Source organism: Paenibacillus sacheonensis, from assembly GCF_009909195.1.
GTDB lineage: Bacteria > Bacillota > Bacilli > Paenibacillales > Paenibacillaceae > Paenibacillus_Z > Paenibacillus_Z sacheonensis.
In genome coordinates this window covers 84,678-108,623 of sequence record NZ_JAAAMU010000010.1, presented here as the reverse complement: position 1 = coordinate 108,623, position 23,946 = coordinate 84,678, and the positions used below count along the sequence as shown (strand labels likewise).

General features: G+C 58.4%; 20 protein-coding genes. 3 read left to right on the top strand and 17 right to left on the bottom strand.

Annotated features, from left to right (window positions below):
* Positions 1 to 34 precede the first annotated feature (34 nt).
* Positions 35 to 1,981, bottom strand: a complete 1,947-nt coding sequence (gene glgB / locus GT003_RS19170; RefSeq protein WP_161700782.1) for a 1,4-alpha-glucan branching protein GlgB — start codon at positions 1,979 to 1,981, stop codon at positions 35 to 37.
* Between the two features lie 232 nt (positions 1,982 to 2,213).
* On the opposite strand from glgB, the gene GT003_RS19165 reads away from it, so the two are divergent.
* Complete coding sequence (locus GT003_RS19165; RefSeq protein ID WP_161700780.1) at positions 2,214 to 3,380, top strand: iron-containing alcohol dehydrogenase; 1,167 nt, start codon at positions 2,214 to 2,216, stop codon at positions 3,378 to 3,380.
* A gap of 85 nt (positions 3,381 to 3,465) precedes the next feature.
* On the opposite strand, the gene murA is transcribed toward GT003_RS19165, so the two are convergent.
* The 3 genes from murA to GT003_RS19150 all read right to left on the bottom strand — a co-directional run bounded on the left by murA (position 3,466) and on the right by GT003_RS19150 (position 6,297).
* Complete coding sequence (murA, locus tag GT003_RS19160; protein ID WP_161700778.1) at positions 3,466 to 4,761, bottom strand: UDP-N-acetylglucosamine 1-carboxyvinyltransferase; 1,296 nt, start codon at positions 4,759 to 4,761, stop codon at positions 3,466 to 3,468.
* Positions 4,742 to 5,557 (bottom strand): DeoR/GlpR family DNA-binding transcription regulator, encoded by an 816-nt coding sequence (locus GT003_RS19155; RefSeq protein ID WP_161700776.1) that lies wholly within the window; start codon positions 5,555 to 5,557, stop codon positions 4,742 to 4,744. The genes murA and GT003_RS19155 overlap by 20 nt, the downstream gene beginning before the upstream one ends.
* Before the next feature lie 128 nt (positions 5,558 to 5,685).
* Positions 5,686 to 6,297: an ABC transporter ATP-binding protein gene (locus GT003_RS19150; protein WP_161700774.1), complete on the bottom strand. Its 612-nt coding sequence runs from the start codon at positions 6,295 to 6,297 to the stop codon at positions 5,686 to 5,688.
* A gap of 266 nt (positions 6,298 to 6,563) precedes the next feature.
* Here GT003_RS19150 and GT003_RS19145 point away from each other — a divergent pair, with 266 nt between their 5' ends.
* Positions 6,564 to 7,580 (top strand): DUF2332 domain-containing protein, encoded by a 1,017-nt coding sequence (locus GT003_RS19145; protein ID WP_338045848.1) that lies wholly within the window; start codon positions 6,564 to 6,566, stop codon positions 7,578 to 7,580.
* Positions 7,581 to 7,735: 155 nt separating this feature from the next.
* On the opposite strand, the gene GT003_RS19140 is transcribed toward GT003_RS19145, so the two are convergent.
* Positions 7,736 to 8,629 carry a helix-turn-helix transcriptional regulator gene (locus GT003_RS19140; RefSeq protein ID WP_161700770.1) on the bottom strand — a complete coding sequence of 298 codons (894 nt, stop codon included), beginning with the start codon at positions 8,627 to 8,629 and terminating at the stop codon, positions 7,736 to 7,738.
* A gap of 244 nt (positions 8,630 to 8,873) precedes the next feature.
* Here GT003_RS19140 and cysC point away from each other — a divergent pair, with 244 nt between their 5' ends.
* Positions 8,874 to 9,470, top strand: a complete 597-nt coding sequence (cysC, locus tag GT003_RS19135) for an adenylyl-sulfate kinase (protein ID WP_161700767.1) — start codon at positions 8,874 to 8,876, stop codon at positions 9,468 to 9,470.
* A gap of 66 nt (positions 9,471 to 9,536) precedes the next feature.
* Here cysC and GT003_RS19130 read toward each other — a convergent pair whose 3' ends face one another.
* The 12 genes from GT003_RS19130 to GT003_RS19075 all read right to left on the bottom strand — a co-directional run bounded on the left by GT003_RS19130 (position 9,537) and on the right by GT003_RS19075 (position 23,925).
* Positions 9,537 to 11,339, bottom strand: a complete 1,803-nt coding sequence (locus GT003_RS19130) for an ATP-binding cassette domain-containing protein (protein ID WP_161700765.1) — start codon at positions 11,337 to 11,339, stop codon at positions 9,537 to 9,539.
* A gap of 12 nt (positions 11,340 to 11,351) precedes the next feature.
* Positions 11,352 to 12,293, bottom strand: a complete 942-nt coding sequence (locus tag GT003_RS19125; RefSeq protein ID WP_161700763.1) for a phosphoenolpyruvate carboxykinase (ATP) — start codon at positions 12,291 to 12,293, stop codon at positions 11,352 to 11,354.
* A 104-nt stretch (positions 12,294 to 12,397) separates the two neighbouring features.
* Positions 12,398 to 12,538 carry a paeninodin family lasso peptide gene (locus GT003_RS19120; RefSeq protein ID WP_161700761.1) on the bottom strand — a complete coding sequence of 47 codons (141 nt, stop codon included), beginning with the start codon at positions 12,536 to 12,538 and terminating at the stop codon, positions 12,398 to 12,400.
* A 29-nt stretch (positions 12,539 to 12,567) separates the two neighbouring features.
* On the bottom strand, positions 12,568 to 14,508 hold the full coding sequence (locus GT003_RS19115; RefSeq protein WP_161700759.1) for an asparagine synthase-related protein: 1,941 nt from the start codon (positions 14,506 to 14,508) through the stop codon (positions 12,568 to 12,570).
* A gap of 142 nt (positions 14,509 to 14,650) precedes the next feature.
* Complete coding sequence (locus GT003_RS19110) at positions 14,651 to 15,763, bottom strand: nucleotidyltransferase domain-containing protein (protein WP_161700757.1); 1,113 nt, start codon at positions 15,761 to 15,763, stop codon at positions 14,651 to 14,653.
* Positions 15,764 to 15,819: 56 nt separating this feature from the next.
* Entirely contained in the window at positions 15,820 to 16,233 is a 414-nt protein-coding gene (locus GT003_RS19105) for a lasso peptide biosynthesis B2 protein (protein ID WP_161700988.1), read from the bottom strand.
* A 43-nt stretch (positions 16,234 to 16,276) separates the two neighbouring features.
* Positions 16,277 to 16,573: a lasso peptide biosynthesis PqqD family chaperone gene (locus GT003_RS19100; RefSeq protein WP_161700755.1), complete on the bottom strand. Its 297-nt coding sequence runs from the start codon at positions 16,571 to 16,573 to the stop codon at positions 16,277 to 16,279.
* Complete coding sequence (locus tag GT003_RS19095; RefSeq protein ID WP_161700753.1) at positions 16,570 to 17,520, bottom strand: phosphoenolpyruvate carboxykinase (ATP); 951 nt, start codon at positions 17,518 to 17,520, stop codon at positions 16,570 to 16,572. The genes GT003_RS19100 and GT003_RS19095 overlap by 4 nt, the downstream gene beginning before the upstream one ends.
* A gap of 117 nt (positions 17,521 to 17,637) precedes the next feature.
* Positions 17,638 to 17,775 carry a paeninodin family lasso peptide gene (locus tag GT003_RS19090; protein WP_161700751.1) on the bottom strand — a complete coding sequence of 46 codons (138 nt, stop codon included), beginning with the start codon at positions 17,773 to 17,775 and terminating at the stop codon, positions 17,638 to 17,640.
* 31 nt (positions 17,776 to 17,806) lie between these two features.
* A complete protein-coding gene (locus GT003_RS19085) occupies positions 17,807 to 19,738 on the bottom strand; it encodes an asparagine synthase-related protein (protein ID WP_161700749.1) in 1,932 nt (643 codons plus the stop codon).
* The gene (locus tag GT003_RS19080; RefSeq protein ID WP_161700747.1) at positions 19,735 to 20,982 is read right to left on the bottom strand and encodes a sulfotransferase family protein; all 1,248 of its coding nucleotides are present in this window, start codon (positions 20,980 to 20,982) and stop codon (positions 19,735 to 19,737) included. Before GT003_RS19080 ends, GT003_RS19085 begins: the two co-directional genes overlap by 4 nt.
* A 6-nt stretch (positions 20,983 to 20,988) precedes the next feature.
* Positions 20,989 to 23,925 (bottom strand): chitobiase/beta-hexosaminidase C-terminal domain-containing protein, encoded by a 2,937-nt coding sequence (locus tag GT003_RS19075; protein ID WP_338045849.1) that lies wholly within the window; start codon positions 23,923 to 23,925, stop codon positions 20,989 to 20,991.
* Between the last annotated feature and the right edge of the window lie 21 nt (positions 23,926 to 23,946).

Here is a 23,946-nt window from a genome sequence, read left to right as displayed (position 1 = left end):
CTGCGAGCGGCCTGCCGCAGCGCAAATATGTTCCTTACGTCATGCCAGGCAAAGCGGAATAGCGGTCGCGGCCATGTTCCCCCGCGGCAAACACGAGCAATTGGAACGATAGCGGCGGCAGATCGAGCGTCAAGCTGCACGGTCTGCCGTGCCAAGCCGTCTTGGAGCTGTATAGAACTTCCTGCGGATGCGCCAAGGCACCGCCGAAGGCTGCCGCCTCGCTGTGGAGAGCATGCCGGTATTGACCGGGCTCGGGTACGCCGATGCGATACTCCGGATAATGGCGGGCCGAGAAATTGCAGACGACGATCGAAAAATCGTTCTCGCTGTGCCCGCGCCGCATGAACACGATGACGCTCTGCGCCGCATTATGCACGTCGATCCATTCGAAGCCGCCGGGATCGCAATCCCGTTCCCACAGGGAAGATTGCTCGCCGTAGACGCGGTTCAGCGTCTTGACGTAATGATGCATGCTGCCGTGCTTCGGATAAGCGAGCAGCTGCCAATCGAGCGGTTCATCGTACTTCCATTCGTCGAACTGCCCCCACTCGCCGCCCATGAAGAGCAGCTTCTTGCCTGGATGCGTCATCCAGAAGCCGTAGAACAAGCGAAGCTGAGCGAATTTCTGCTCGTAACTGCCGGACATTTTGTTCAGCAGCGAATACTTGCCGTGCACGACCTCGTCGTGGGACAGCGGCAGCACGTAATTCTCGGAGAAGGCATATACGAGCGAGAAGGTAATGAGATTGTGATGGCGCATCCGCTCGCCGGGATCGAGCGCCATGTAACGGAGCATATCGTTCATCCAGCCCATGTTCCATTTGAAATTGAAGCCGAGGCCGCCCATGTACGTCGGCGACGTGACCGCCGGCCAGGAAGAGGAGTCTTCCGCAATCATCAGGGCGTCCGGGAAGTAATGAAATACCGTTTCGTTCAGTACTTTCAGGAAGCGGATGGCGTCGATATTTTCGGTGCCGCCAAACGTATTGTACGTAAGCATTTCAGGGGGTTTGTCGAAATGAAGGTCGATCATGCTGGCGACGGCGTCCACGCGAAGGCCGTCAATATGGAAAACGTCCATCCAGTAGATGGCATTGGATATGAGAAAGCTCTGTACTTCCGTACGGCCGAAATCGAATGCCAAGGTTCCCCACAAAGGCTTCTCCGCCCGTTTCAGGTCGGTTCCCTCGAAGATCGGCGTACCGTCGAACAAACGGAGTCCATGGTCGTCCTTGCAGAAATGGCCCGGCACCCAATCCAGAATGACGCCGATGCCGCGCTGGTGGCAGCGGTCGATCAGATACATCAATTGCTTCGGATTGCCGAACCTGCTCGTCGCGGCGTAATAGCCGGTCACCTGGTAGCCCCAGGACTGGTCGAGCGGATGCTCCGTTATCGGAAGCAGCTCGATATGGGTATAGCCCGCTTCCGCCACGTAGTTGACCAGGCTATCCGCTATTTCTTCGTACGTCCAGAACAACTCCTTGCCCCAGCTGCGCCAGGAGGAGAGATGAACCTCGTAGATGAGCATCGCTTCATGGTAGGGACTGACTTCCTGCTTGCGCCGCTGCCACTCGACGTCATGCCATTCGTAGTCGAATACCTCGGAGACGACGGAGCCCGTGCTCGGTCGCAGCTCGGCTTGAAACGCGAACGGATCGGCCTTCAGCAGCCGTTCGCCCGCCAGCGTATGTATCTCGTATTTGTACACCGTGCCCGGCCCGAGATTGGGCACGAACAGGCTCCATACGCCGGTCTCCCCGATCAGCTCCATCCCGTGCCGCTCGCCATGCCAGCCGTTGAAATCGCCGACTACCCGGACTTCGCGCGCATGGGGCGCCCACACCGTAAACCGAACGCCATATGCATCGTCTAGACGAATCGGATGCGCACCGAATGTGCGATAGCTGTGATAGAGACTGCCTTTATTGAACAAATATAAATCGCGTAACGAGATTCCGATCGTTGCTGCATTCGCCATAAAACGGCACCCACCTCCTAAGTGTAGCGTCTTTGTAAAGGTTTTGTCATAAATACTGACGCGGTGCAATTATGCTTATTATTATACACGGCGCGCCCAAAGTTGGCATCTTATTTTCTGAAAATTCTTGATTGTCGAATAATGCCGCACCGCCAGCCCCCGCAAACTTGACTTCATGTTTTCGAAATCGCTAAGATAGAAGAATCCGTTCGATACCAATTGGAGGTGCACCATGAAGTCATTTACTTACCAGAATCCAACCAAAATCGTTTTTGGCCAAGGCACGACCGCGCAGCTGGGCGAACTGGTCGAGCCTTATGGAAAGACGGTTTTACTTGTATATGGGTCAGGCAGCATAAAAAGAACCGGCTTGTATGACCAAGTCATGAGCCAGCTCCATTCCATCGATGCGAAAGTCGTAGAATTGTCAGGCATTGAACCTAATCCTCGGCTGACCTCCGTCAAACGCGGGATTGAGCTTTGCCGCGGCGAAGGCGTCGATTTCATTCTGGCCGTCGGCGGCGGAAGCGTGCTGGATGCTGCCAAAGCCATCGCGGCAGGCGTGCCCTATGACGGCGACGTCTGGGATTTCTTCATGCATAAAGCGGCGATCGCGGACGCGCTTCCGATGGGCGCGATCCTGACGTTGTCGGCGACCGGCTCGGAAATGAACGGCAATGCCGTCGTCTCGAATTGGGAGACGAAGCAGAAGCGCTCCTTCGGCAGCATACATACTTACCCCCGTTTCTCCATTCTTGACCCAACCTTGACGTTTTCCGTTCCGCGCGATCAGACGGTCAACGGAATCGTCGATATCATGTCGCATGTGTTCGAGCAATATTTCTCGCTTACGGAGGACGTGCCGCTGCAGGAAAGGCTGTGCGAATCCATCCTGCAGACGGTCATCGAGAACGCGGAGCTCGCCTTGGATAAGCCGGACAGTTATGAAGCGCGCGCCAATCTGATGCTCTGCGGCACCTTGGCGCTTAATGGCGGCTTGATCAGCGTCGGCATGGCCAACGACTGGGCATCCCACGGGATCGAACATGAAATCAGCGCAATCTACGACATTCCCCACGGCGCGGGTCTGTCCATCGTGTTCCCGAACTGGATGAAGTACGTGTACGCGGAGCGCGTTGGCCGATTCGCGCAATACGCGGAGCGCGTATGGGGCATCGAGCGCGGCAGCAAATCCGACGAGGATATGGCCCTGGCCGGCATTTCCGCGACGCGCGCCTTCTTCACCCGAATCGGGGCGCCGGCGACGCTGTCGTTCTACGACATCGGCGAAGAGCATCTGGACGTCATGGCGCGGGAAGCCGTGCTGTTCGGGCCGATCGGCAATTTCAAGAAGCTGCACGAGCAAGACGTGAAAGAAATTCTGGTCATGGCGCTGTAACGGCCGCCGTAACCGAAGAAGCCAATATTCGATCCGGCAATCGCCGGCGGAATATTGGCTTCTTTCATTTTCGCTCGCGATCCGATCAATTGCTCTGCTGGAGGACGCTGCCGACGGCGACTTCGTCGGAATCGTGCAGTTCGATATTCGCGCCAAGCGAGCGGAAAGCGCCGACGGCATCTTCGTATCCCCTGTCGATATGCTGCACGCCGGCAATCGTCGTCGTCCCTTCGGCGCATAAGCCCGCGAGTATCAAGCAGATGCCTGCCCGAACGTCCGAAGCGTGCACGAGCGATCCACGCAGCGGGAGGCCCCCGTGCACGAACGCGACGCCGGAGCGCACCTTGATGCTCGCTCCCATACGGTTAAGCTGGTGGACATGGTTGAACCGTGCCGGATAGATGCGCTCGCCGATGATGCTCTTGCCCTGCGCCTGCGTCAGCAGCGCGGTCAGCGGCTGCTGCAGATCGGTGGCGAAGCCGGGATACATCGCGGTCCGGACCCGGGTCGCCCGAAGCGGACCTGCCGCGTGCGCCGTGATCGAATGTCCGTCCGCTTCGATCTCCATGCCGATTTCACGGAGCTTGAACATGCAGGAGGACAGATGCTCCGGAATGACGTCGCGCACGGTAATCGTGCCGCCGGTCGCGCCCGCCGCCATCAGGAATGCGCCCGCGATGAGCCGGTCGGGGATGACGGTATACTCGCAGCCGGACAGCGACTTGACGCCTTCGATCCGTATATGGTCCGTACCCGCTCCGACGATCCTGGCACCCATGCGGTTCAGCAGGTTCGCCGTATCCGTTACCTCGGGATCGCGGGCGGCATTCATCAACACCGTCGTCCCCTTGGCAAGAACCGCCGCCAACATCGCGTTGATCGTCGCGCCGCTCGTAATCATATCGAAGTATACGACCGCGCCTCTCAGCTCTGCCGCCTCTACCGTATAGTGACGGTCGAAGAACGAGAACGAGGCGCCCATATGCTTCAGCGCTTTGATATGCTGATCCATCGGACGGCTGACGAAATCATCGCCGCCGGGATAGCCGACGGACACCGTGCCGAATTTCGCCAATAACGCCCCCACGAAATAGTAAGCCGCCCGGAAAGAAGAGGATTTTGCGGGATCCAGCGCCGTGCCGCCGATCGAACGAGGATCGATAATGACGGTGCCTTTGGCCGGCCGTTCGAATTTCAATCCGATTTCGCTGCCCAATTCGTAGATGACCCTCAGGTCGGCAATCTCGGGAATGCCGTGCAGCGTAACCGGCTCGTCGGCCAAGCAAGTGGCTGCAAGCAGAGCGAGTGCGCTGTTCTTGGAGCCTGGTATCGTAACGCTGCCTTGCAGTGGCGCGGATCGTTCAACTTTTATCGCTCTCATGGCCAGCTCCTTCGCTCGGATCTTCGTCCGCAACTATGACTTTGACGTTTTTGCTTTCGATTTCGCGGATTACTTTATCGGGTGCGCCCTGGTCGGTAATCATCAAATCGATTTGCTCCAGCTGCACGGAAGTCGCGAACATCCGGATGCCGATCTTCTCGTGCGGCGCCAGGCAAATCGTACGTCTCGACCCCTCGGCGACCGCGCGCGCGAAAGCCGCTCCCTCCGGCGTGGACGTACTGACTCCGTTCGGAGCGATCCCCCCTCCGGTAATGAAGCCGATATCGAAATTGAACTTGCCGAGCGTCTCGAATGCGATCGTATCGATCATGCTGTCTCCGTTCGATCGAAGCTTCCCGCCGATCAGATACGACTCGATATGGCGCTCGCCCCGAATCGTCTCCGCGATTGTCAGGGAATTCGTAATGACGGTAAACGGAACGTCCGCGGGAAGATACTTCAGCATGCCGTAGTGGATGCCCGCACTGCCGATAAAGACGGTATCGTTCTTCTGGATGAGCGATGCCGCGTAATTGGAAATCGCGTTCTGATGCGGCGCCCCTTCCCCGTACCTGGCCGTGCGCGGCTGAGCCAGCGTACGCACCTTAGGCAGGGGAGCAAGTGGTATGGCACCGCCGTATGTTTTCTGCAGCAAGCCCTGCTCCTCCATGATCGTCAGGTCACGCCTGATCGAATCGATGGACAACTGGAATTGGCCGGCAAGCTCTTTGGCAACGATTCGGCCGTCCTTCGCAAGCAGCTCCAAGATATGCTGCCTTCGTTCCTCGGCTAACATATTCAACCTCCATGTCATCGCGTGCATTGGTTAATCTTTCATGCCTATTCACCATCCTATTCCGTATTATTCATGATTGTCAATGTATCATTCGTATTCTTTAACGTTTCTTCATTGTTTGTAGATTATTAACCCTGCCCGCAATGGACGAAACAAAAAACCGCAATCCTCCGCACGCTGAATGATCGTGCTGGGACTGCGGCAATCGCGGCTTTCGAACCGCTGGATCGGTTTACAACTGCAGCTGCTTCAAATGATAAAATTCGCCTTTGCGCGCGATAAGTTCGTCGAACGTACCTAATTTTCGATTGGAGCCTGCCTGCCTGCAAGTCGCGGTGATAGGTAATCGACAGCTGCTGCAGCTTGCGGACGAGCGCGCTGCGAATGCCCGCTTCCACGTGGCGTATCGCCCGGCTCATGAAGGAAACGTACCAGGTATGCGTCGGGATGTTCTGGAGAATGACGACGGCGATGACCGCGAAATTCATCCATAAGCCGCGTACGGAATGCTCCCCGGGATGGCTGACGATGTTGATGATGTTCGCCGTCACGACCGGAAGCACGAAGATCGGCATGCTTTTGATCAGATAAAAGAAAACGGACAGCGATAAATTCAAAAAGTTGCCGCGGTAAAGCGACACCAAGAACTTCAACGTGCTTTGCTCATCCTGCCCGGCGACCTGCCGAAACGTATGCTCGTAGCTCAAGCGACCGGCCTTGCTTCTCTCTACTCTCTCCATTCGTGCTGTCCCATCCTTCGTCGCGTAATCGATCTTATGCCAACCGCTATAGTAAGGCATAACCTCGGGTTTGTAAACGTGCGATTCCCAAAAAATCGAAGCGCAACCGCAGTTGTTCGCCATGAAAGCATGCCTGTGCCTGGATAGATAAAAGGATAGGCAAAGTCTATTGATAAACATTTTCTATAACCCAAACAAAATACTTAAAATTCCATTTATGGACCCTCGCGGATATACTACGTGTAATACGTTAGAGGAGGATGCGCATGCAATCGTTATCGGATCTGTTCACGCGCTTTGCAGAACGGTATTTCAAGGATACGAGTCCGCTTTACGAACGTCTCTCGCTTCATATCGCAGGCGATCCGGAGCTGCTCGAGCTTGCCTCTCATGCCCGCGAAGGCCAGCTCCAGCCGAACATGCTCTTCGGCGCCGTGCACTATATGCTGCTTCGTGGTGCCGTTCACCCGCTGCGGTATTTCTACCCGAGCCTTCATGGCAATCCAGGCGATCCTGCGCTCGCGGCCGCTCCATTCAAGGATTTCTGCCTCGCGTTCCGCGACGAGATCATCCGGCTGATGGCCGGCAAACGCGTGCAAACGAACGAAGTCAACCGCTGCGCCTTCCTCTACCCGGCCTTCTGCAGCATCTACCGGCAAACGGGCAAGCCGCTGGCATTGATCGAAGTCGGCACGAGCGCCGGACTTCAGCTGCTCTGGGATCAGTACGGCTATTCCTATGGAACGGGCGATGTCTATGGCAGCGCGGCAGCGGAACTTCACCTGGAATCGGAGCCGCGCGGCGGCAAGAAGCCGTTCCTTCTCTTGAACAGCCCGCCCGTATCTTCGAGAATCGGCATCGACCTGCATGTCAACGATCTGAACCAAGAGGAAGATCTCCTATGGCTGAAGGCGCTGATCTGGCCCGAGCATAAGAAACGCCGGATGAACCTGGAGAAAGCCGCGGCTTGCTTGAAGACACGGCCCGTCCAGCTGATCGAAGGCGACGCGATCGAACTGATCTCCGGCGTCGCCGCGACCGTGCCCGCCAAGGCTGCGCTGTGTATCTTCCATACGCATGTTGCCAATCAATTCTCCGCCGAAGCGAAGCAGGAATGGAACGAGCGGCTCCAAGCGCTCGGCAAGCAGCGAGACTTCTATCATCTCTACAACAATATGGACGATATGAATCTGCATTTGGATGCTTACCGCGACGGACGGCTGCATCCGCTGACGATCGCGGAGACGGAAAGCCACGGACGATGGTTTACGTGGTTGATATAGGAGAAGTCGAGGTTGTCTGTTGCGCGGCAGCAGCTGCGTTAGCCGGCGGACAAAACAAACAGGCACGGATGCGCGCATCCGTGCCTCGTCTATTCTAATCGACCTTTCTGACAGGTTTTGCGATAACCCGGCATTCCTATCGTCGCGACCGTCGATCATGCATCTGGCTCATCCCGCGATCCGGGCCGCGCCGTCGAAGTGCCGGTGAACCGCTTCCGATATGACAGCGGGGTTATGCCGACATGCTCGGCGAAGGAACGGGAGAAGTGCGGCGTCTGCTTGAAGCCGGTCTCGTCCGCGATTTTGGAAATCGGCCAATTCGTCTTCATCAGCATCAGCTTCGCTTGGTCCATTCGGTAGGAGAGCAAATATTGCTGCGGCGTGCAGTCGAATACTTCGCCCATGCAGCGCGCGATATAATTGGGATGCAGGCCCATGGCCTCGCCCAGCTTGCCGTTCGTTACGGTCGTGCGGAAATTCATTTTCAAATAGGCGGCCGCTTCTTCCGCGACGGCGATCGGCGCTTTGGCCGCGTCGCTGCGCCAGCCCTCGTCGAACAGCTGCAGCAGATGAAGGAACCATTGCTGGCGCTGCCAGAATGCGGCATGCGACGTTCCGAGCGCCGCGTCGTGCAGCTTGCTTAACAAGGAGATCGCTTCCTCCGGATAAGCAACCGTCATCGTCTTCGGCAGCCGAATGGCGTACGAATAGTAATCCCCGCGGAGCGTGCCGCAGCTGGTCCCTTCGTGCTCCTCCCAAGGTCCGGCCGTCTGGAAATGCACCCAGTCGAAAACCGTATCCTCCGAGCAGGGCCGCGTGGGATAATGCCACAGATCCGGCCGCAAGATCAACATTTGACCGGGACCGACTTCCCAGGCGTTCGATTCCTCGCCGACATGCAAGGTGCCGCTATGTACAAAAAGCAAATCGAATACGCCGATATTCCGGCGATTCGGATGCTCGCCGCCTTTCGGATACGTTCCGCGATTGGACTCGATGAAATAAGGCAGCGGCGGAGATAGAAAGGTAAGCAGCGGTTCGGACGACAAGAGTAAAGCCTCCCTGTGTTGGTTTACGCCCGTTTATTTTATCAGACATAACCGTCGCGAGGAATACTCTAATCCAAAAAAGAAGCATCTTCCTTGAAATTTCCGGGCGCGGCCATGGAACGGCATTTCGGGACGATACGAAAGCCTCATTATTGCAGGCGGCGGTAACATGGCGGACACTCTATGATAAAATAAATATAGATCGTAGATAGAGACAGCGAAGCATCGTAGAGGAGATGAAATCATGCAGCACGAGAGCAGCAATATTACGTGGCAGCATTCCATGGTCACGAGACAGGAGCGCCGCGAGAGAAACGGACATCGCAGCTGCGCGCTCTGGTTCACGGGTTTGCCCGGTTCGGGCAAATCGACGCTCGCCTTCGCGCTCGAGCAGGCGCTTCATGCCAGGAATATCGCCTCCTACGTCTTGGACGGGGACAATATCCGGCACGGCCTCAACCGCGACCTCGGATTTTCGAACGGGGACCGGACAGAAAACATTCGCCGGATCGGGGAAGTTTCGAAGCTGTTCGCGGATGCGGGCTTGTTCGTCCTGTCGGCGTTTATCTCACCGGACGAGAAGGACCGCCGCATGGTCAAGGAGATGTTTCAACCTGGGGATTTTATCGAAATCTACGTGAAATGCTCGCTCGCGGAATGCGAGAAGAGGGATCCCAAAGGATTGTACAAAAAGGCAAGAAGCGGGCAGATCAGCAACTTTACGGGTATCGACGGAAAATACGACGTACCCCGGAATCCCGATCTGATCATTGATACGGAGAATATGACGATCGACCAGTCGCTGGACGTTTTGCTGGCCTATCTCGAGGAACGGAACTAACTCGCAAGCTGCCTGGCACCTTTCTGCCCCAGCTTGCGGGTTGCTGCCGCCACGTTGCGGATCGGATTATGCGCGTACCCCCGCTTGAAACTCCAGCAGTTTGCTGAACGTCCCCTTGGTATCCGCGGAGAGCTGATGATAGCCGCCCCGCTGGATGACCTGCCCGTTATCCAAGACGAGGACTTGATCCGCGTTTCGAATCGTCGACAGCCGGTGGGCGATGACGATGATGGTCGTTCTCCCCTTCAACCGGTCGAGCGCGTACTGGATTTTCGCTTCGTTCTCGCTGTCCAGCGCGCTGGTCGCTTCGTCCAGAATCAATATCGAAGGCTTCCTCAGAATCGCCCGCGCCAGCACGATCCGCTGGCGTTCCCCTCCCGAAAGCCGCACCCCGCGGTCGCCGAGGACCGTATCCAGCCCCTGAGGCAATTGCCGCACGAATTCCTCCGAAGCCGAGAAACGCAAAGCTTCCCACATTTGTTCCTCCCCGGCTTCCGGAGCCGCAATGAGCAGGTTTTCCCTGATGCTGGCATGGAACAGGAACGGATCCTGCGAAACGTAACTCACGGACCGCCGCAATGAGAAGCCGTCGTCGTTCGATAGCCGCATTCCGTCCACCAGGACTTCGCCTTCTTCCGGCTTGATGAGCCCGATCAGGATATCGATCAAGGTGCTCTTGCCCGCCCCGGATTTGCCGACGATCGCCGTCATGGTGTTCACCGGGACCGACAGGCTGACTTGATGCAGGGCGTAGGACGAACCGCCGTTGTCGTACCGGTAAGAAATGCCGCGGCATTCGATTCCTTCGGCCATGCGCAGAGGTTTGCCGTCGGCTGCGGCGTCTAAGGAATCCAGCTCCTTGGCAGCCGCGCATTCCCGCTCCAGATCCGCCAGGCTCTTGAACGCCGGCAGCGACTGAGCGATCTGCTCCCAATTGGCCTGCAGCGCCGAAAATTTCGGCCAAAGCCGGGAGAAAATGACGATGATCAGGACGAGACTTTCGGCAGGCACGCGGAACGCTTCCAAGGACAGATAAACGAACAGGGAGATGAGCACGACGGAAGCGACCTTATAGACGAACTGGGAGGCCGACTGCGTTTTTCCGAATTGGACCAGATTATGCTCCATCCGGCCGCACAGCGCGCCGAACCAGGACAGATGCTGCGCTTCGGTCATGTTGCTCTTGATGTCCTTCATGCCATTAAAATGATCGGTCATCCCGCCGATGTACTGCTGCGCCAGCTCCGTGGTCTGATCGCCGATGTTCTTCGACCGCTTGATGAACTTGCTGGAATAGACCGCGACCGCAAGGCCGCAGATCAAGACCATGGCCGTCAGCTTGACCGAAAGCCATAACGCGAAGCAGATCTGAACGGCGGTAAAGAGCAGCGTCGTCGATAATCGAAGCGCGAGATACGTGCTCATGCTGACGCGCAGCAGCTCGTTCGTCATGACGTGCGTGAAATCCGATCTGCGGTTCTTCAGGAAGAACGCCCAGTTGGCCTGCAGCAAGCCCCGATAGATATCCTCCCGAAGGTAGCGGATGAATCCGTGCTGAATCTCCAAATTCAAATTCGTTTGCTTGCGCTGCATCAGAGCCTGACCGGTAATCAGCAGCGTGAATCCGCCGAGCAGCACGGCAAGGCGCGCGCCTTCCGGAATCGCCTTCAGCGGTTCGACCAAACCGGAAACGAACGGGATGCCGCCCGTATCCATGCGGAAAATGCCAATCAGGCCGAGCGCGGGAACGAGCAGGAAAATGCCGATGCCCTCCAGGAAGCTGATGACCGTCATGCCCACCAGATTGACATAGAGCTTGATCCCGGCATATTCGCGCAGTTTGTTGATGTATCTCAGCAGATGCTTCACTTCGATCTCTCCTTATCCATGCGAAATCTTCGCATCTTCATCCACCGCGGCCAGAATGCGGCTTACCAGCTCGTCAACGTTGAATCCCGCGTCCGGCCTGCGCAATTGGTACATGCGGATGCGCTCGACGAGCGATACGGAAGTCGAGAAATGCCGATGGTCCAAGCCCAGCTCGGAAATCAAAAACTGCCGGTAGGTGTGGTAACGAACGGTCGGCAGCCGCTCCAATCCCCGCAGACGGCGAAGCTCCGTTGCGTCCTCGTCCGTTTTCACGAGTTCGAAGATGCCCGCGAGCGGCACGGGTTCCTTCCAGAACTGCGACGCCACGGGGATCGCGAATTTGGTCTGGTACAGCGGCACATAGCTGCCTGCTTGCATGCCGAGCTTATCGATGCTTTCCTGCCACAGCTTTTGCTGCGGGTAGGCGGGAATGACGAACGGCACCCGGTCGCGGTTAAGCGTAACCGCGATGACGTCGTCGGTCAGAAGCGGGTAGCCAAGCTTCAGAAAAGCGGCGGCCAGCGTCGATTTGCCAGCGCCGGAATCGCCTACGAACGCATAGGCCTTGCCGTCGATGACGACGGCGCTCCCGTGCAGCGGCAGCAGCTGGCGCTGGAACAGCAGCGCGCCCATGCAGGTGCCGAGCAAGTACAGCCGGATGGCGGTTTCCTCTGCCTCGGCCGCAGGAGATACGCTGATCCGGTTTCCTCCGCGCACGCGATAAATGCCCGTGCCTTCGATGTTCAGCATGAATTCGCCGTCGCCGAACGCATAGTAAGCGTCGTTGCCGCTTCGCTCGTTCCAAGCGACCGACAACTCTTCCAGTTCGATATGTACATCCGCTTCGCCGGTTTGTTCGGACTCCCGGAGCAGCTCCGGCAGGACGATTTCGCTTGCGATCGTCAGCCCGAATGCCTTATAAACCGTTCGCGACGCAGCAGGGTTAGGGTTCATTAAGCTCACCTTTTCTTCTAGTAAGAGTCGATGCAAACGATGAAACGGCCCTATACGCGTGGTTCCGCATATAGAGCCGTAGGTCTGTCGTTTAACGCGGTCATTTACGATTCATGAGCATGCCCGTTATTGCTGCCTTTACCGTTCTTGTCCGGAAATACGCCGTTCGGTCCGCCCATCGTCTCGTTGACGTCGAGCACTTCCAGCATCGGCTGCTGCCATGCTTTCAAAGTTTGCTTTTCCATATGTGTTCACCTCCCTTCAGTGCGGCGCCTCAGGCCAATTGCCGCAGGAACCGCCAGGCGATCAAAGCCCGCATCAGGAGCCTGGCATCCGTATCGTAAGCGAATGCCGGCTTCGGGGACGGGCCGATTTTCTCGAGCGAAGCCTTGATTTGATTCACGTTCAAATACTGCGCGGCGGCGGGATCGCGGCATAGCTTTCGCAGCTCCTCGGTAAAACAGCTCCACGCGGGCAGCATGCGGTGGATCCAATCCGCCCCTTGGACGCCCCGGACGCGCTGGTTCAGCCGCACGTCGTCCGGCAAATACGAGGCGGTCGCCCTGCGGACGAGCGAGCGGTCCATGCCGTTCTGGACGTATTGCTCGATCGGTACGGACAGACAGAAGCGGACCACCCGCGGATCGGCGGTCGGATCCCTTTCCCACACGCCGTAGCGCAGGGAAAATTTGGTGACGGAGGTTCCCTGGTGGTTGGAGGTCGCCAGATTACCGAACTGATAGTCCCTCGCCTCGAATTCGTCGAACACGCAGCCGTCCAAGCCGACGTCATGCCGCCTCAGCTTCTCGAACACGCCCGTTCTTGCCGCGAAGTCCGGATGGATGACTTGCGGCGTTTCGCCCGCCGGATTTGCGGCGTTCGCGGATTTCGCCGCGAAGGGAAAGGCCTGTTTGCCGAGAATGGGCAGCAGCCGAGAACGGCCGATATTCATCCGCTGCCCGTAATGCTTGAGCTCGCGGCAGAACCGGACCCAGCGCAGCTTCCTTAGGAGCTGGGCATAATAATCCATCGCCGGTCCCCAAGAAATGGTGTAATTCCCGCGCGCGCCCGTCAGCAGCACGGAGACGCCGTCCTGCTGCGCCCGCTCGAGAATCCCTTTGATCCAGAACGAGTTCTCGAAGAACTTATAGGGCGCTTCCAGAAGACCGATCAGATCGTCGATCTCCCCGAACGAGTCCCGGCCGCCGAAATCCAGACCGTTGTGCGCGATGTTCCCGACATGCCGGACGGTGGCTTGAATATATGGACTTTCGTCGGCCACCATCCTTCTCGGCGTCCAATCCACGAAGTCGGTCGATGGCACGTAACTATACGTATGTAAGGTTTTCCCTTCCCTGCGCAGCGAGTCCGCCGCAAAGCTGGCTACCGCGCCGGAGTCCAAGCCGCCGCTCAAGCTTGCGCCGACCCGCCGGAACGTCCGAAGCCGCGAGGAGACCGCTTCCCGAAACACGTCGCGAAACGCTTCCTCGTATTCGCCGTTCGACTTCAGCCGCAGCGGCTCCCGGGGCGCTTCGATCTTGTCGTACTGCCCGATCGTCAGCTTCCCCTCTTCCACCGCAAGCCAGTGCGCGGGCGGAAGCTGCCCGATATCGCGGTACACGGTGGCGTTCACGTCGACGGCATCCAGAATGACGGGGATCGCGAGAAACTCCGAGAACCAGGATTCGTTCACCGCCTTCTTGGCGCCCGACAGCTCGAACAACGGATCGATCACCGTGCAAAAGGCAAACCGCCGTTCCTGCCGCTGGTAATACAGCGTCCGGTTGCCCAATAAGTCGCGGGCGCCGAACAGGAGCCGTTTCCGCTCGTCCCAAATGACGAAGGCATAGTCGCCGATCAAGTAGCGGGGAGCTTCTTTGCCCCACTTCAGATAGGCGGCGACGATCAGCTCGCTGTCCGTCATCCCTTTCCGCCGCGCGTAATCGATCTGCAGCCGGTCGAACAATTCCGCCCGGTTGTCGATGATCGCGTCGGCCGTAATGGCCAGCCGGCTGCGATCGTCATAATAAGGCAAACGCTCATGAACCGATTCCGGCGTAATCCATTGGGCGTGACAGCCCAGAAAGACGGAGCCGCCATGCCAGGCTTGCGCGTCGTCGGCTGGGTACCGCTGCAGAGCTTGCATCAGCTTCGCGCCGTCTTCCGCCGGTACGGGTTGGTCGTCATCATATAGAATGCCGGCTATTGCGCTCATGATATCCTCCGATGGTGCCGGATGCCGCTGTCGCGGAGTCCGGTTAACCGGTCCTGCACCCAAGACCGTGATCTTCTGCTTTCCTTCATATAGTTCGAATATTCACTTAATTTTCAGGGGGTCTTCTAAGCTTTCCGCCGCCTCACGCTTCCTGCTTCATCTGCCGCCAGATCCATACGAACGGCCGTAACGGGAAGTACAGAAAATGCAGCGATTTCGGGAGCGGCAGCGCCTCCGTATCCCTAAAGCTGGGGTACAGCTGGCTGATCATGTATACTGACTTTTGGCGCTTCGTCTTCAAGGCCAACAAGTAGCGCTTGTACACTCTGTCCAGCTCCTTGTCGCCGGGCGAGAACGTAACCATGTCCCGGATGAAATAGAGCGAACGTTCCGCCAGTTTCCGCCGATGGGCGCCCGAGAGCATCGGCCCCGCTTCGGACGGAATCGGCGTCCGGAACAAGCCGGCGGCCAACGTGAGCGCCTGCCCGCCCAGCTGAAGGCACTGGTAGCGGCGCATGAGCGGAATTAGGGTACCCCAATCCAGGCTTCGGCGCGCCAGCCGATCGATGTCCGCCAGCCAGCGCAGCCGAAACCAGGCGTGCCTAGCGCCGTGCGAGACGAGGTACATAAAGAGATCCTCGCTCCCCAGCAGGCAAATGTCCCGCTTGGAAAGCGGGCTGCGCCTTCTTCGGCTCCAGAGCTCCTCGAACGCCGGCTCCTTGCCCATGTCGGAATTGAGCCGCCAATGGATCTCCACCTGGATTCCCGTCTCCGGGTGCGTAAAGGAAATATGGTGCATCTTCCATTTCCAGTTGAACAGGCGCGGACCATGGTCGTCGCCCCGATAGCCCAGGCGCAGCAGCTCTTTCTCGGCGGCCTCCACGCTCTTCATCGGAACGAGAATGTCGAGATCCTTGGACGTGCGGAGCGAAAGATCGCCGTACAGATCCTTGGCGAGCACCGGCCCCTTCAAGACTAACGGCAATATCCCGTTCTCTTGAAGGGATACGCAAACCCGTTCCATTTCCCCGCTAAGCCGCAGCATTCGAAACGTATTTCGCGCGAAATCGCGATGAAGGGCTTGCAGAACATCGGCAGGAATCAATTGGCTGGTCTTCAGCCGGGCGTACAGCTGCGGATAAACCCGGTGATGCCGGATAAGCCCCAGAAATTGATTCCAATCGATGTGCGGCAGCGATGGCATAACCGATTGATCCGTTCGTAAATCGGCATCCGACCGCATGAACGCCAGCATGATGTTTAATTCCTCCGGAAAAGCGCTTATGTCAAGCGTGCAATCGAAATCCATATTCAGGCCCCTTCCATCCTCTCCGCGCGTTTGTCCGATCCGAATGCGGCGACCGCCGTGAACATCCGCATCTCCTCGGCTCCGGTTACGTAGAAGGGCCCGCTTCGAAGCCAAGCGTGCGCGATCATCTTCCCTTCGCCGTTCCTTGCCGTTCCCAAATAAAGCGTGCTTTCGATCTTTCGCCGCTCCAGCATTTTTTTGGCGGCGATCGCCCTTACCAGGCATTGGCTTTCCCAGAACGTGTGGCGGCTCATGACCCCGACCGCCCGCGCGACGCGGCGGATCGTCGTCTCGTCCGACGGATCGTGAACCAGAGGCGTTTCCAGCGCGCGTCTCCCCAGGGTTGGCGCGATCCTGGAGAACGGGAGTGCTTTCATGACGCGCGCCAAGGCCAAATAAGCGAACGCCTCCAGCATGAGCCGTTTATTGTCGCCGGGCAGCTTCAGAAACTTGGCCAGGTTACGCTTCACCTTTCCGGACCTCGATCAACGCTTCCGCATGCAGGTTCTTCAGAAACGCCCCCACCTGTTCCTCGCAAGACGCGCGCTCGACGTCGTATTCGTCCATCAGCGCGTCCACGAGCTGATTGACCGGAATCGGCGAAGCGATCAGCTCCCAAACCCTTCCTCCGATCGCGCCGAGATTGTAATATTTGCCGGAGCTTACGCTGAACATGACCTTCTCCCCGCCCATATCGCTGACGACGCTGCCTTCAGATTGCACGACCGTTTGTTCGACTAGGAATAAATTCGTCATTTGATTTTCTCTCCTTCTCTGATGGTTTGGATGATTGCGGATACAAGCCGATGGGCCGTGAAGCCTTCCTGCGGCCGGCTTAATTGGTACGTTCTCGCCTGCTCTGCGATGCCCGCCGCTGCTTTGAAATGCCACGCCTCCAGCCCGAGCCGATGAATCAGCCTGTTCCGGTACGTATGAAGCAGCATGACGCGCAGCCGTTCGAGATTCGGCAAAGGCCTGACGATAACCGTCTCCCCTTGCGGCTTCGCGAGCTCGAACACGCCCGCAAACGGAATCGGCCCATCGCAAAACCGCGCGGCAGCCGGCACGGCGAATTTCGCCGTTTCCCGGTAAATCGTGCGATAGCTACCGCTCTCCCTGCCAAGTCCCAGCCGCTCGATGCTTTCCTGCCACAGCTTCTGCTGCGGATAGGCCGGCGAAACGATGGGCGGTCCGCCGCCTTCCGACCAGGCAGCCGCAATGACGTCGTCGCTTACGAGCCTGTATCCCTCTCCGACGAAAGCCGCCGCGAGCGTCGATTTCCCGGCTCCCGAATCGCCGACGAAGGCATACGCCTTGCCGTCGATCTCGACCGCGCTTCCGTGCAGCGGCAGCACGCCCCGGAGCATCAACAGCGCTCCCATGCAGGTGCCGAGCAGGTAAACCCGCACTTTCTCCGGATCGGCTCCCGCCAGAGGCGACACCGTAATGCGTTGTCCGTCCTCGATGCAGTAGAAGGCCGTCTCCGGGATCAGAAACAGAAACCTGTTCCCGATGCGCGCGAAATTGCTGCCGGCAGCTTCCAGCTCGTCCCGCAATCGGTCCGGGAAGCCTGCCGCAATGACGACATCGGCGCTTGCGCGATCCTCGCCGCCGGCGGATAAGGGCAGCTCGGGCAGCGGGATTTCGCTGGAAATCCGCAAGCCGAACGCTTGATAAACCGTTTGCCTCGCCGCAGAAATCATAACATTCACTCCTTTCGCCGTAATGTCGCTATGCCGAATGAAGAAGTGTCCTTGTGCGATCCTTATTGGATCGCACAAGGACAATTGGAAGGAATGGTTAAATGGAGGAAATGAGACCTAGCTAGGGTTGTAGATGTCCATGTCGTCCGTCGTAACGAAGTCGATCGTCGTGTTGCCTTTGCCATACATCGTTTCGCTGACTTCGAGGGATTCCAGAGTCGGAACCGCCCATTCTTTTTTCGCTTGGTTTGTCATGTTTTTTCACCTCCCTTCAGTAATTTACGTTTTAAGGCAGCCGTTTCAGGAACCGGTATATGATCAAGCTCCGCATCAGCATGCGCAGCTCCGGACGGAACGCATGCTCCGGGCGCGGTTCCCCGCCGAGCTGCGCCACGGCTTCCTTGATCCGGCCGACATGGAGATACCGTCCCGCGGCGGGGTCCGCGCAAAGCTGCAGCAGCTCGTGCTCGAGCGGTTTCCAGACCGGGATGACGCGGTGTACCCAATCGGCTCCCTGAATGCCCCGGACGCGTTGGTTCAGCCGCACTTCGTCGGGCAGATAATGCTTCGTCGACCTTCGGATCAGCGCGCGGTCGAGGCCTCCCCCGACGTACTGCTCCAGCGGCACCGAGAAGCAGAAGCGGACGACCCTGGGATCGCAGGTCGGATCGCGCTCCCACGCACCGTAGCGCAGGGACAGTTTCGTCGCCGAGGCGCCGTTCTTGTTCGCGACCGCCAAGCTTTGCAGCTTCTCCTTCCGGACCTCCAGCGGATCGCGGATCAGGGCGGTGCCGATCCCGCTGTCCCGAAGCTTGGCGAACACATCGGTCCGTTTGGCAAAATCGGGATGGATCAGCATCGTCGGAATGTCAGGCCCGTTGTCCGCGGCGGCGGTCGATCGTTTCGCAAGGACGGGGAAAGCTTCCTTGCATATGATCGACAGCAGCCGCGAGCCCGCAATGCCTTTGTTGGCCTTATATTGCCGGAATTCCCGCATGAACTGCAGCCATTTCATCTTGCGGAGCAGCTCCGCGTAATAGTAGATGGCCGGTCCCCACGATACCGTGAAGTTCCCCCGCGCTCCGGTGAGCAGGACGCCCGCGCCCTGCCGCCCGGCTTGCTCGTGCATGCCTTTCAGCCAGAACGAATTCTCGAAAAACTTATACGGCGTCTCGAGAATGTCCAGCCACTCGTCCACCTGGGACATCGGCGTGACGTCCTTGAAGTCCATGTACCGGTCCGAGATGTTTCCGGCATGGAGGGCCGTCGCTTTCATGAACCGGCTCTCGTCGGCAGTCGCGCTCGCGGGCGTCCAGTCGGTAAAATCGCCTGTCGGGACGTAACTGTACGTATGCAGCTTCTTCCCCTCTTCACGCAGCGCGCGGGCCGCGAAGCTGGCCACGGCTCCCGAGTCGAGTCCGCCGCTTAACGTCGCCGCCACTTGGCGGTGCGTCCGGATCCGCGACTTCACCGCTTCCCCGAACACGTCCCGGAACGCCTCCTCGTACTCGCCGTCCGATTTCAGCCGCAGCATCTCCTTGGGTTCGAGCGAGCCGTAACCGAAAAGCGATAGTCGGCCGTCCGAGACGACGAACGCGTGCGCCGGAGGCACCTGGTGAATATTCCGGTACGGCGTGGCGCCGGCGTCCGTCGATTCGTACATTTCCGGAATCGCCATGAATTCCGCGAGCCAGGATTCGTTCAGCTCCTTCGCCCCGCCAGGCAGCGCGAACAGAGGGGCCATCGTCGTACCGAAGGCGAACCGCCGGTCATCGCGACAATAATAGAGGCAGCGATGGCCGAACAGGTCCCTTGCGCCGAAGAGCTGTCGGTTCGCCTCGTCCCAGATGACGAAGGCGAAATCGCCGATCAGGTATTCCGGCGCCCCGCGTCCCCATTTCCGGTACGCGAGCAGAATAAGCTCGCTGTCGGTCATGCCGGAGCGGCGTGCGGGCTCCACCTGCAGCAGGGCGAACAACTCTCCGCGGTTGTCGAGCATCGCGTCCGAAGCGATCGCGAGCCGGCGCTCCGCATCGTAAGAGGGCAGCCGTTCGTGCACGGACTCGGGCGTGATCCATTTGGAAAGGCAGCCAAGAAACACGGGGCCGTCCGTCCAAGTCCGGACGTCGTCGGCGTCATAGCCCTCCATCGCCTTCATCATGCCGGCGCCTTCCGCAGGCTGACCGTCGAACCGGAGCATGCCGGCGATGGCGCTCATTTCTTCCTCCCGTCGCCGCTCAACAAGGCCGACGCCAAGGAAGACAACCGGCTGCCGAAGGGGACGAGCGACTTCAAACGATCGATTTTTCCGTTCGTGGCGTCCAGCTGCGCTCGCAGCCGCCGCTGCTCCATGGCGCCGAGTTCGAGGCGCTTCTCGAGCGCGCGCACGGTCATCTGCAGCCGAAGCGCCTCCGCGTGCTGCCCGTCGGACGCCGCGGCCTGAACCGCCGCCGGCGCTCGGCCGTTTCCCGGAGCAGCGGCGGATTTCAGCGCGTACCCCTCTTCCCATCTGCAGCCGGTCGCCTCTGCCAATTGCTTGGTCCGCAGCGCGATCAGCTCCGCGTCCGGCTCATTCTCGAAACGCACGCCCGTCAGCTTCTCGGCTTCCTCCAGCTCTTCGGCGTAGCCGAGCTCGCGGAAAATCCGCGCCCCGAGCGTGCGGCCGTACAGTTCGATCTCCGGCTTGTCCAGCACGTCCTTCCAGATATGAAGGGATTCCTGATTGGGCTCTGTGTGGTTCGCCACGAACGGATCGCCTACGCCCATGCTGAAGTAGAGATCTGACTTGGCGGAGTTCATGAAATTGCCGTACGTCTCCATGCCCTCTTCGTACGCGGTGCCGAGAAACCGGCAAACCTCGGTTAATTGCGCTCTCGGATCCGCCACCAGTTTCTCGTAATGCAGCCGATGCGCGTAGGGGTTGTTTTCGGCAAAGTAGTGATAATACCGGAACAGCCCGACGGTCAGGTCCGCGATTTTCATATCGAAGTCCGGATGGCCGAGGCTTTCCGTCAGATCGAAGCCCCCGCCCCGCTGCTTGTTCACCTTCTTGTTCGAGGCAAGGACCGCGAACGGGTTCCGGATGAGCCAGATCCGCCTGGATTGCGGAAACAGCGCGTCCAGGAATTCAAGCAGATAATAATACCGGGGCGACTTGTCGATGACCAGCTCCGCTCCTGCGCTGCTCTGCAGCAAGCCGTTGTAAGCCTGGAGCGCAAACATCCGGCTCGCTTCCTCGAAGGTGTCCTGCGGCAGGATGCCGTTGTAGAACTGGCTGAGAATGCCGGTTCCCCCGTAAGCCCTGCGCTGCGGCGACCGCAGATCGTAGAGGCTCATCAGAAACCACATTTCCTGCGTGGCGAACATTTTGCTGTGATTTTGCAGCATCACCGTCGCCAAGGAGCTTCCGCTTCTGGGCGTGCAGAGCAGAAACACAAGATTGTTGCCGTTCGAATCGACCAAAGCAGTTCACCCTTTATTGAAGTCGTAGTAGAATTTAGGCCGTTCCTTGAGCATCAGCTTGTAAATATCGTCGTTCGTAGCCTTGATGCCCTCCAGGTAATCCTTGTAAGGCCGGTCAGCGACGTTGACGAGCCCGGAGTTGTAACGCTCGCCCCATTCTCCCTGCCAGTACCTGCCAAGGCCGGCCTGGTCGACGTAATTGAACAGGTGCGCGCCGACGACGTAAGGCAGCGTGGCGGCGCCTTCCACGTAGTTCCGGTAACGCATCCCTCGCTGGAATTGATTCGACGCCGAATTCGGAAGCAGCGGTTTCAATCCCTGTTCGGAGGTGCCGTAACCGAATTCGCTGAACAGGATCGGTTTGCCGCCCGACTCTTCGTAGACATCCTGCAGCAGGTCCGTCTCGATTTTGTAGCTGTAATAGTTGATGCTGATGACGTCCACGTATTTGCCTTCCGTCTCGGCAAGCGGCTTCCGGTACTTCTCGTTGTGGAAGGTCGTCGTGATCCACCTGTCGCCGAGAAGCAGATGATTGGGATCGTATTTGCGGTAGATACGCGAGACGGTGCCGAAGAACGTATCCAGGTAGTACGCGTAAAAGTCGTCCATGTCGCGCCAGGACGCCGACGTTTTGACCGGCATTTCGGCCTCCTTCAAGTCGTCGAACGAGCCGAACTTCGTGCCCCAGGCGGCGTTATAATTGTCGACGGTCTGATACTTGTCGCGCATCCGCTCGACCAGCTTGCCTTTGATGGCAGCCGAGCTCGCCTTCAGCTTGGGCACGTTGGTGTAAAACTTGTGAAAGTCGTATTCGTTGTCGATGAAGTACCCGATCAGCATCCGGTCGTCCTTATTCGGCGTCAGCGCCTTCCGGAACGCGTCGTCGATTTTCGCTTCGGCGTTCGGCGCGAAGATGTCGAAGATCGAGATGCCGTTCAGCTTGGCCCAGCTCATTGAATTCAGCGGAAGCATCCGTACGTACGGCATTTTGCCCTCTTCGCCGTACTTGACGGGCGAATAGCTGCCGACGCCGTTGAATCCCCACTTCTTCAGCCTCTCGACCGCCTCCATGTAGATGGAGTGCTCGGTCGGGAACTTGCCGGTCTTGCGGTAGACGTTGGCCATGTAGAAGGAGAAGTTGTCCTTCCCGATGAAGGCTTTCTTATACTCGCCGTCGAACGGCGGAATGGATTCGAACTTCTGCTCCCGGCCCGCAACCATCGTATACGTTTCGTTGGCCGTAACGCCGTTCACCGCAAGGCTGAAATAGAGATCGCCGTTCGGCGCGGTCATGACTTTGCGTCCGTCCATCTCCTGGACCGCGAAATACCCTGTCGCCTTCAGGCCGTATTTCGCCGCGCTGCCGGCGAGTCCGCCGTAGCCGTCGCGGTCGGAAGGGGCGCTGACGCTGTCGTAATACGCTTCGTCCGCGCTGGCGTCATCGGCCAATTGCTTGTCGCTCGCTACCTTGGCGGCGAAGTTCGCTTTCTTCATCTGGCCGAATTTATCGACTTCGATTTCGTTGCCGGCGTTGAGCGAGTATTTCCGGATCGGACTTGGGACCAAGCCGTCCTTCACCGCGTACGCCTCCACGACGTTATAGCCGGCAAGATCGAGCGGCGCCTGGTAGGGCAGGAAATCGGGTCCTTTGTTCAACCGGTAATAGATCCGCGCTCCCTGCGTATCGGACGACAGTTCGGCCTTGACCGTACCGCCGCTCAGCTTGGAGGCCAGCTTGACCGAGGCCGTGTTTTGATTAATCACGACCTTCGACACTTGAGGCGACCAGGAATTAGCCGATCCGTTCAGCATGATTTTCAAATACCGCGTTCGTGCGGGCAATGCCGAAGCCTCGAAGGCATAGGGCTGCCAATTGCTTTGCGAGTAGCCGGCCGTTTCCGCTTCCGCGGAAATCTCCGTATACTGCTTGCCGTCCGCCGATGCGAAAAACCGCTGGTCCTCGACAGGTACGCCCGTATAGAAACTGCCGTAGACCGTGAAGGAACGGATATCGTAATCCGTCCGGTATACGATGTAGCCCGGTCCAGTCGCGGTGCGCGCGATGCGACCGCCGTCGTTATCGAAGTAACCGGGGTCGTTCTTCGCCACGTACACATTGGAACGGCCCGCAGCCAGCTGGAAATTATCAAGGTTGTCGATCATGCCGACAGGCGCTGCATCCGTCGCTACCGGCGTATACCGATACGTCGAGACGATGCCGGCCGCCGATTTTCCCGTTCCCGAATGGTTGACGGCGGTGGTCTTCAGCGTCAGATTGCCGAGTACCGGTATCGGCGAGAAGTAATGCTTGCGTGTCTTCGAGCTCCGCGGGTCGCTGCCGTCGGTCGTGTAATAGACCGTCTCGCCCGCTTCCGCCCGGTTCAGCATGATCATCCGGCCGTAGGGCACCGTTCCCGACGGGACGCTAGCATCCACGTTCGCCGGTCCGTTAAGCACGACCTTCCCGATGGACGGACAGGGGTTCCCGCCCCCGCCCGGGAAGGTGATTTTCAAATATTTCGTGCTTCCCGGAAAGTTTCTCGACACGTATTCGACGGTATTTCCGCCGCTCTCGTGAATGTCCGGCGTGATCTCCCTGTATGCCTTGCCGTCGCTTGAAACCGAAAAGGTCGGATGGCTGTATTTCTGCCCGGATGCGTAATACGCGTAAATCGAGAACGAGCGCAGGAAGCTTTTGTCCGCCGTCCGGTAGATTGCGTATTCCCCGGAAGCGCCGCTTGGCTTTATCCGCGTCGAATCGAGCTTGTCGCCCGGAAGGCTTTGCAGCTGGAGCGTATCCGAATGCCGATACACCCGGTTCCAGTCGGCGAGCGAATCGACCTCGATTTCATAGGCGGGCGGAATGGCATCTCCGAGCACATGCGCCGGAATTATTCCGGCGATGATGCCCAATGCCGACAGGCACACCAATTTCTTTTTCACGATTTTTCTCCTTTTGCCCCT

What these genes read in the sequence shown, in the direction of transcription:
- GT003_RS19150 (WP_161700774.1), bottom strand. Translation starts at nt 6,297, where the DNA reads ATGGAGAGAGTAGAGAGAAGCAAGGCCGGTCGCTTGAGCTACGAGCAT.
- GT003_RS19095 (WP_161700753.1), bottom strand. Translation starts at nt 17,520, where the DNA reads ATGATTTCTGCGGCGAGGCAAACGGTTTATCAAGCGTTCGGCTTGCGG.
- GT003_RS19105 (WP_161700988.1), bottom strand. Translation starts at nt 16,233, where the DNA reads ATGCTGGAGGCGTTCGCTTATTTGGCCTTGGCGCGCGTCATGAAAGCA.
- GT003_RS19110 (WP_161700757.1), bottom strand. Translation starts at nt 15,763, where the DNA reads ATGCTGGCGTTCATGCGGTCGGATGCCGATTTACGAACGGATCAATCG.
- murA (WP_161700778.1), bottom strand. Translation starts at nt 4,761, where the DNA reads ATGAGAGCGATAAAAGTTGAACGATCCGCGCCACTGCAAGGCAGCGTT.
- cysC (WP_161700767.1), top strand. Translation starts at nt 8,874, where the DNA reads ATGCAGCACGAGAGCAGCAATATTACGTGGCAGCATTCCATGGTCACG.
- GT003_RS19085 (WP_161700749.1), bottom strand. Translation starts at nt 19,738, where the DNA reads ATGAGCGCCATCGCCGGCATGCTCCGGTTCGACGGTCAGCCTGCGGAA.
- glgB (WP_161700782.1), bottom strand. Translation starts at nt 1,981, where the DNA reads ATGGCGAATGCAGCAACGATCGGAATCTCGTTACGCGATTTATATTTG.
- GT003_RS19125 (WP_161700763.1), bottom strand. Translation starts at nt 12,293, where the DNA reads ATGAACCCTAACCCTGCTGCGTCGCGAACGGTTTATAAGGCATTCGGG.
- GT003_RS19115 (WP_161700759.1), bottom strand. Translation starts at nt 14,508, where the DNA reads ATGAGCGCAATAGCCGGCATTCTATATGATGACGACCAACCCGTACCG.
- GT003_RS19145 (WP_338045848.1), top strand. Translation starts at nt 6,564, where the DNA reads ATGCAATCGTTATCGGATCTGTTCACGCGCTTTGCAGAACGGTATTTC.
- GT003_RS19100 (WP_161700755.1), bottom strand. Translation starts at nt 16,573, where the DNA reads ATGACGAATTTATTCCTAGTCGAACAAACGGTCGTGCAATCTGAAGGC.
- GT003_RS19165 (WP_161700780.1), top strand. Translation starts at nt 2,214, where the DNA reads ATGAAGTCATTTACTTACCAGAATCCAACCAAAATCGTTTTTGGCCAA.
- GT003_RS19120 (WP_161700761.1), bottom strand. Translation starts at nt 12,538, where the DNA reads ATGGAAAAGCAAACTTTGAAAGCATGGCAGCAGCCGATGCTGGAAGTG.
- GT003_RS19155 (WP_161700776.1), bottom strand. Translation starts at nt 5,557, where the DNA reads ATGTTAGCCGAGGAACGAAGGCAGCATATCTTGGAGCTGCTTGCGAAG.
- GT003_RS19090 (WP_161700751.1), bottom strand. Translation starts at nt 17,775, where the DNA reads ATGACAAACCAAGCGAAAAAAGAATGGGCGGTTCCGACTCTGGAATCC.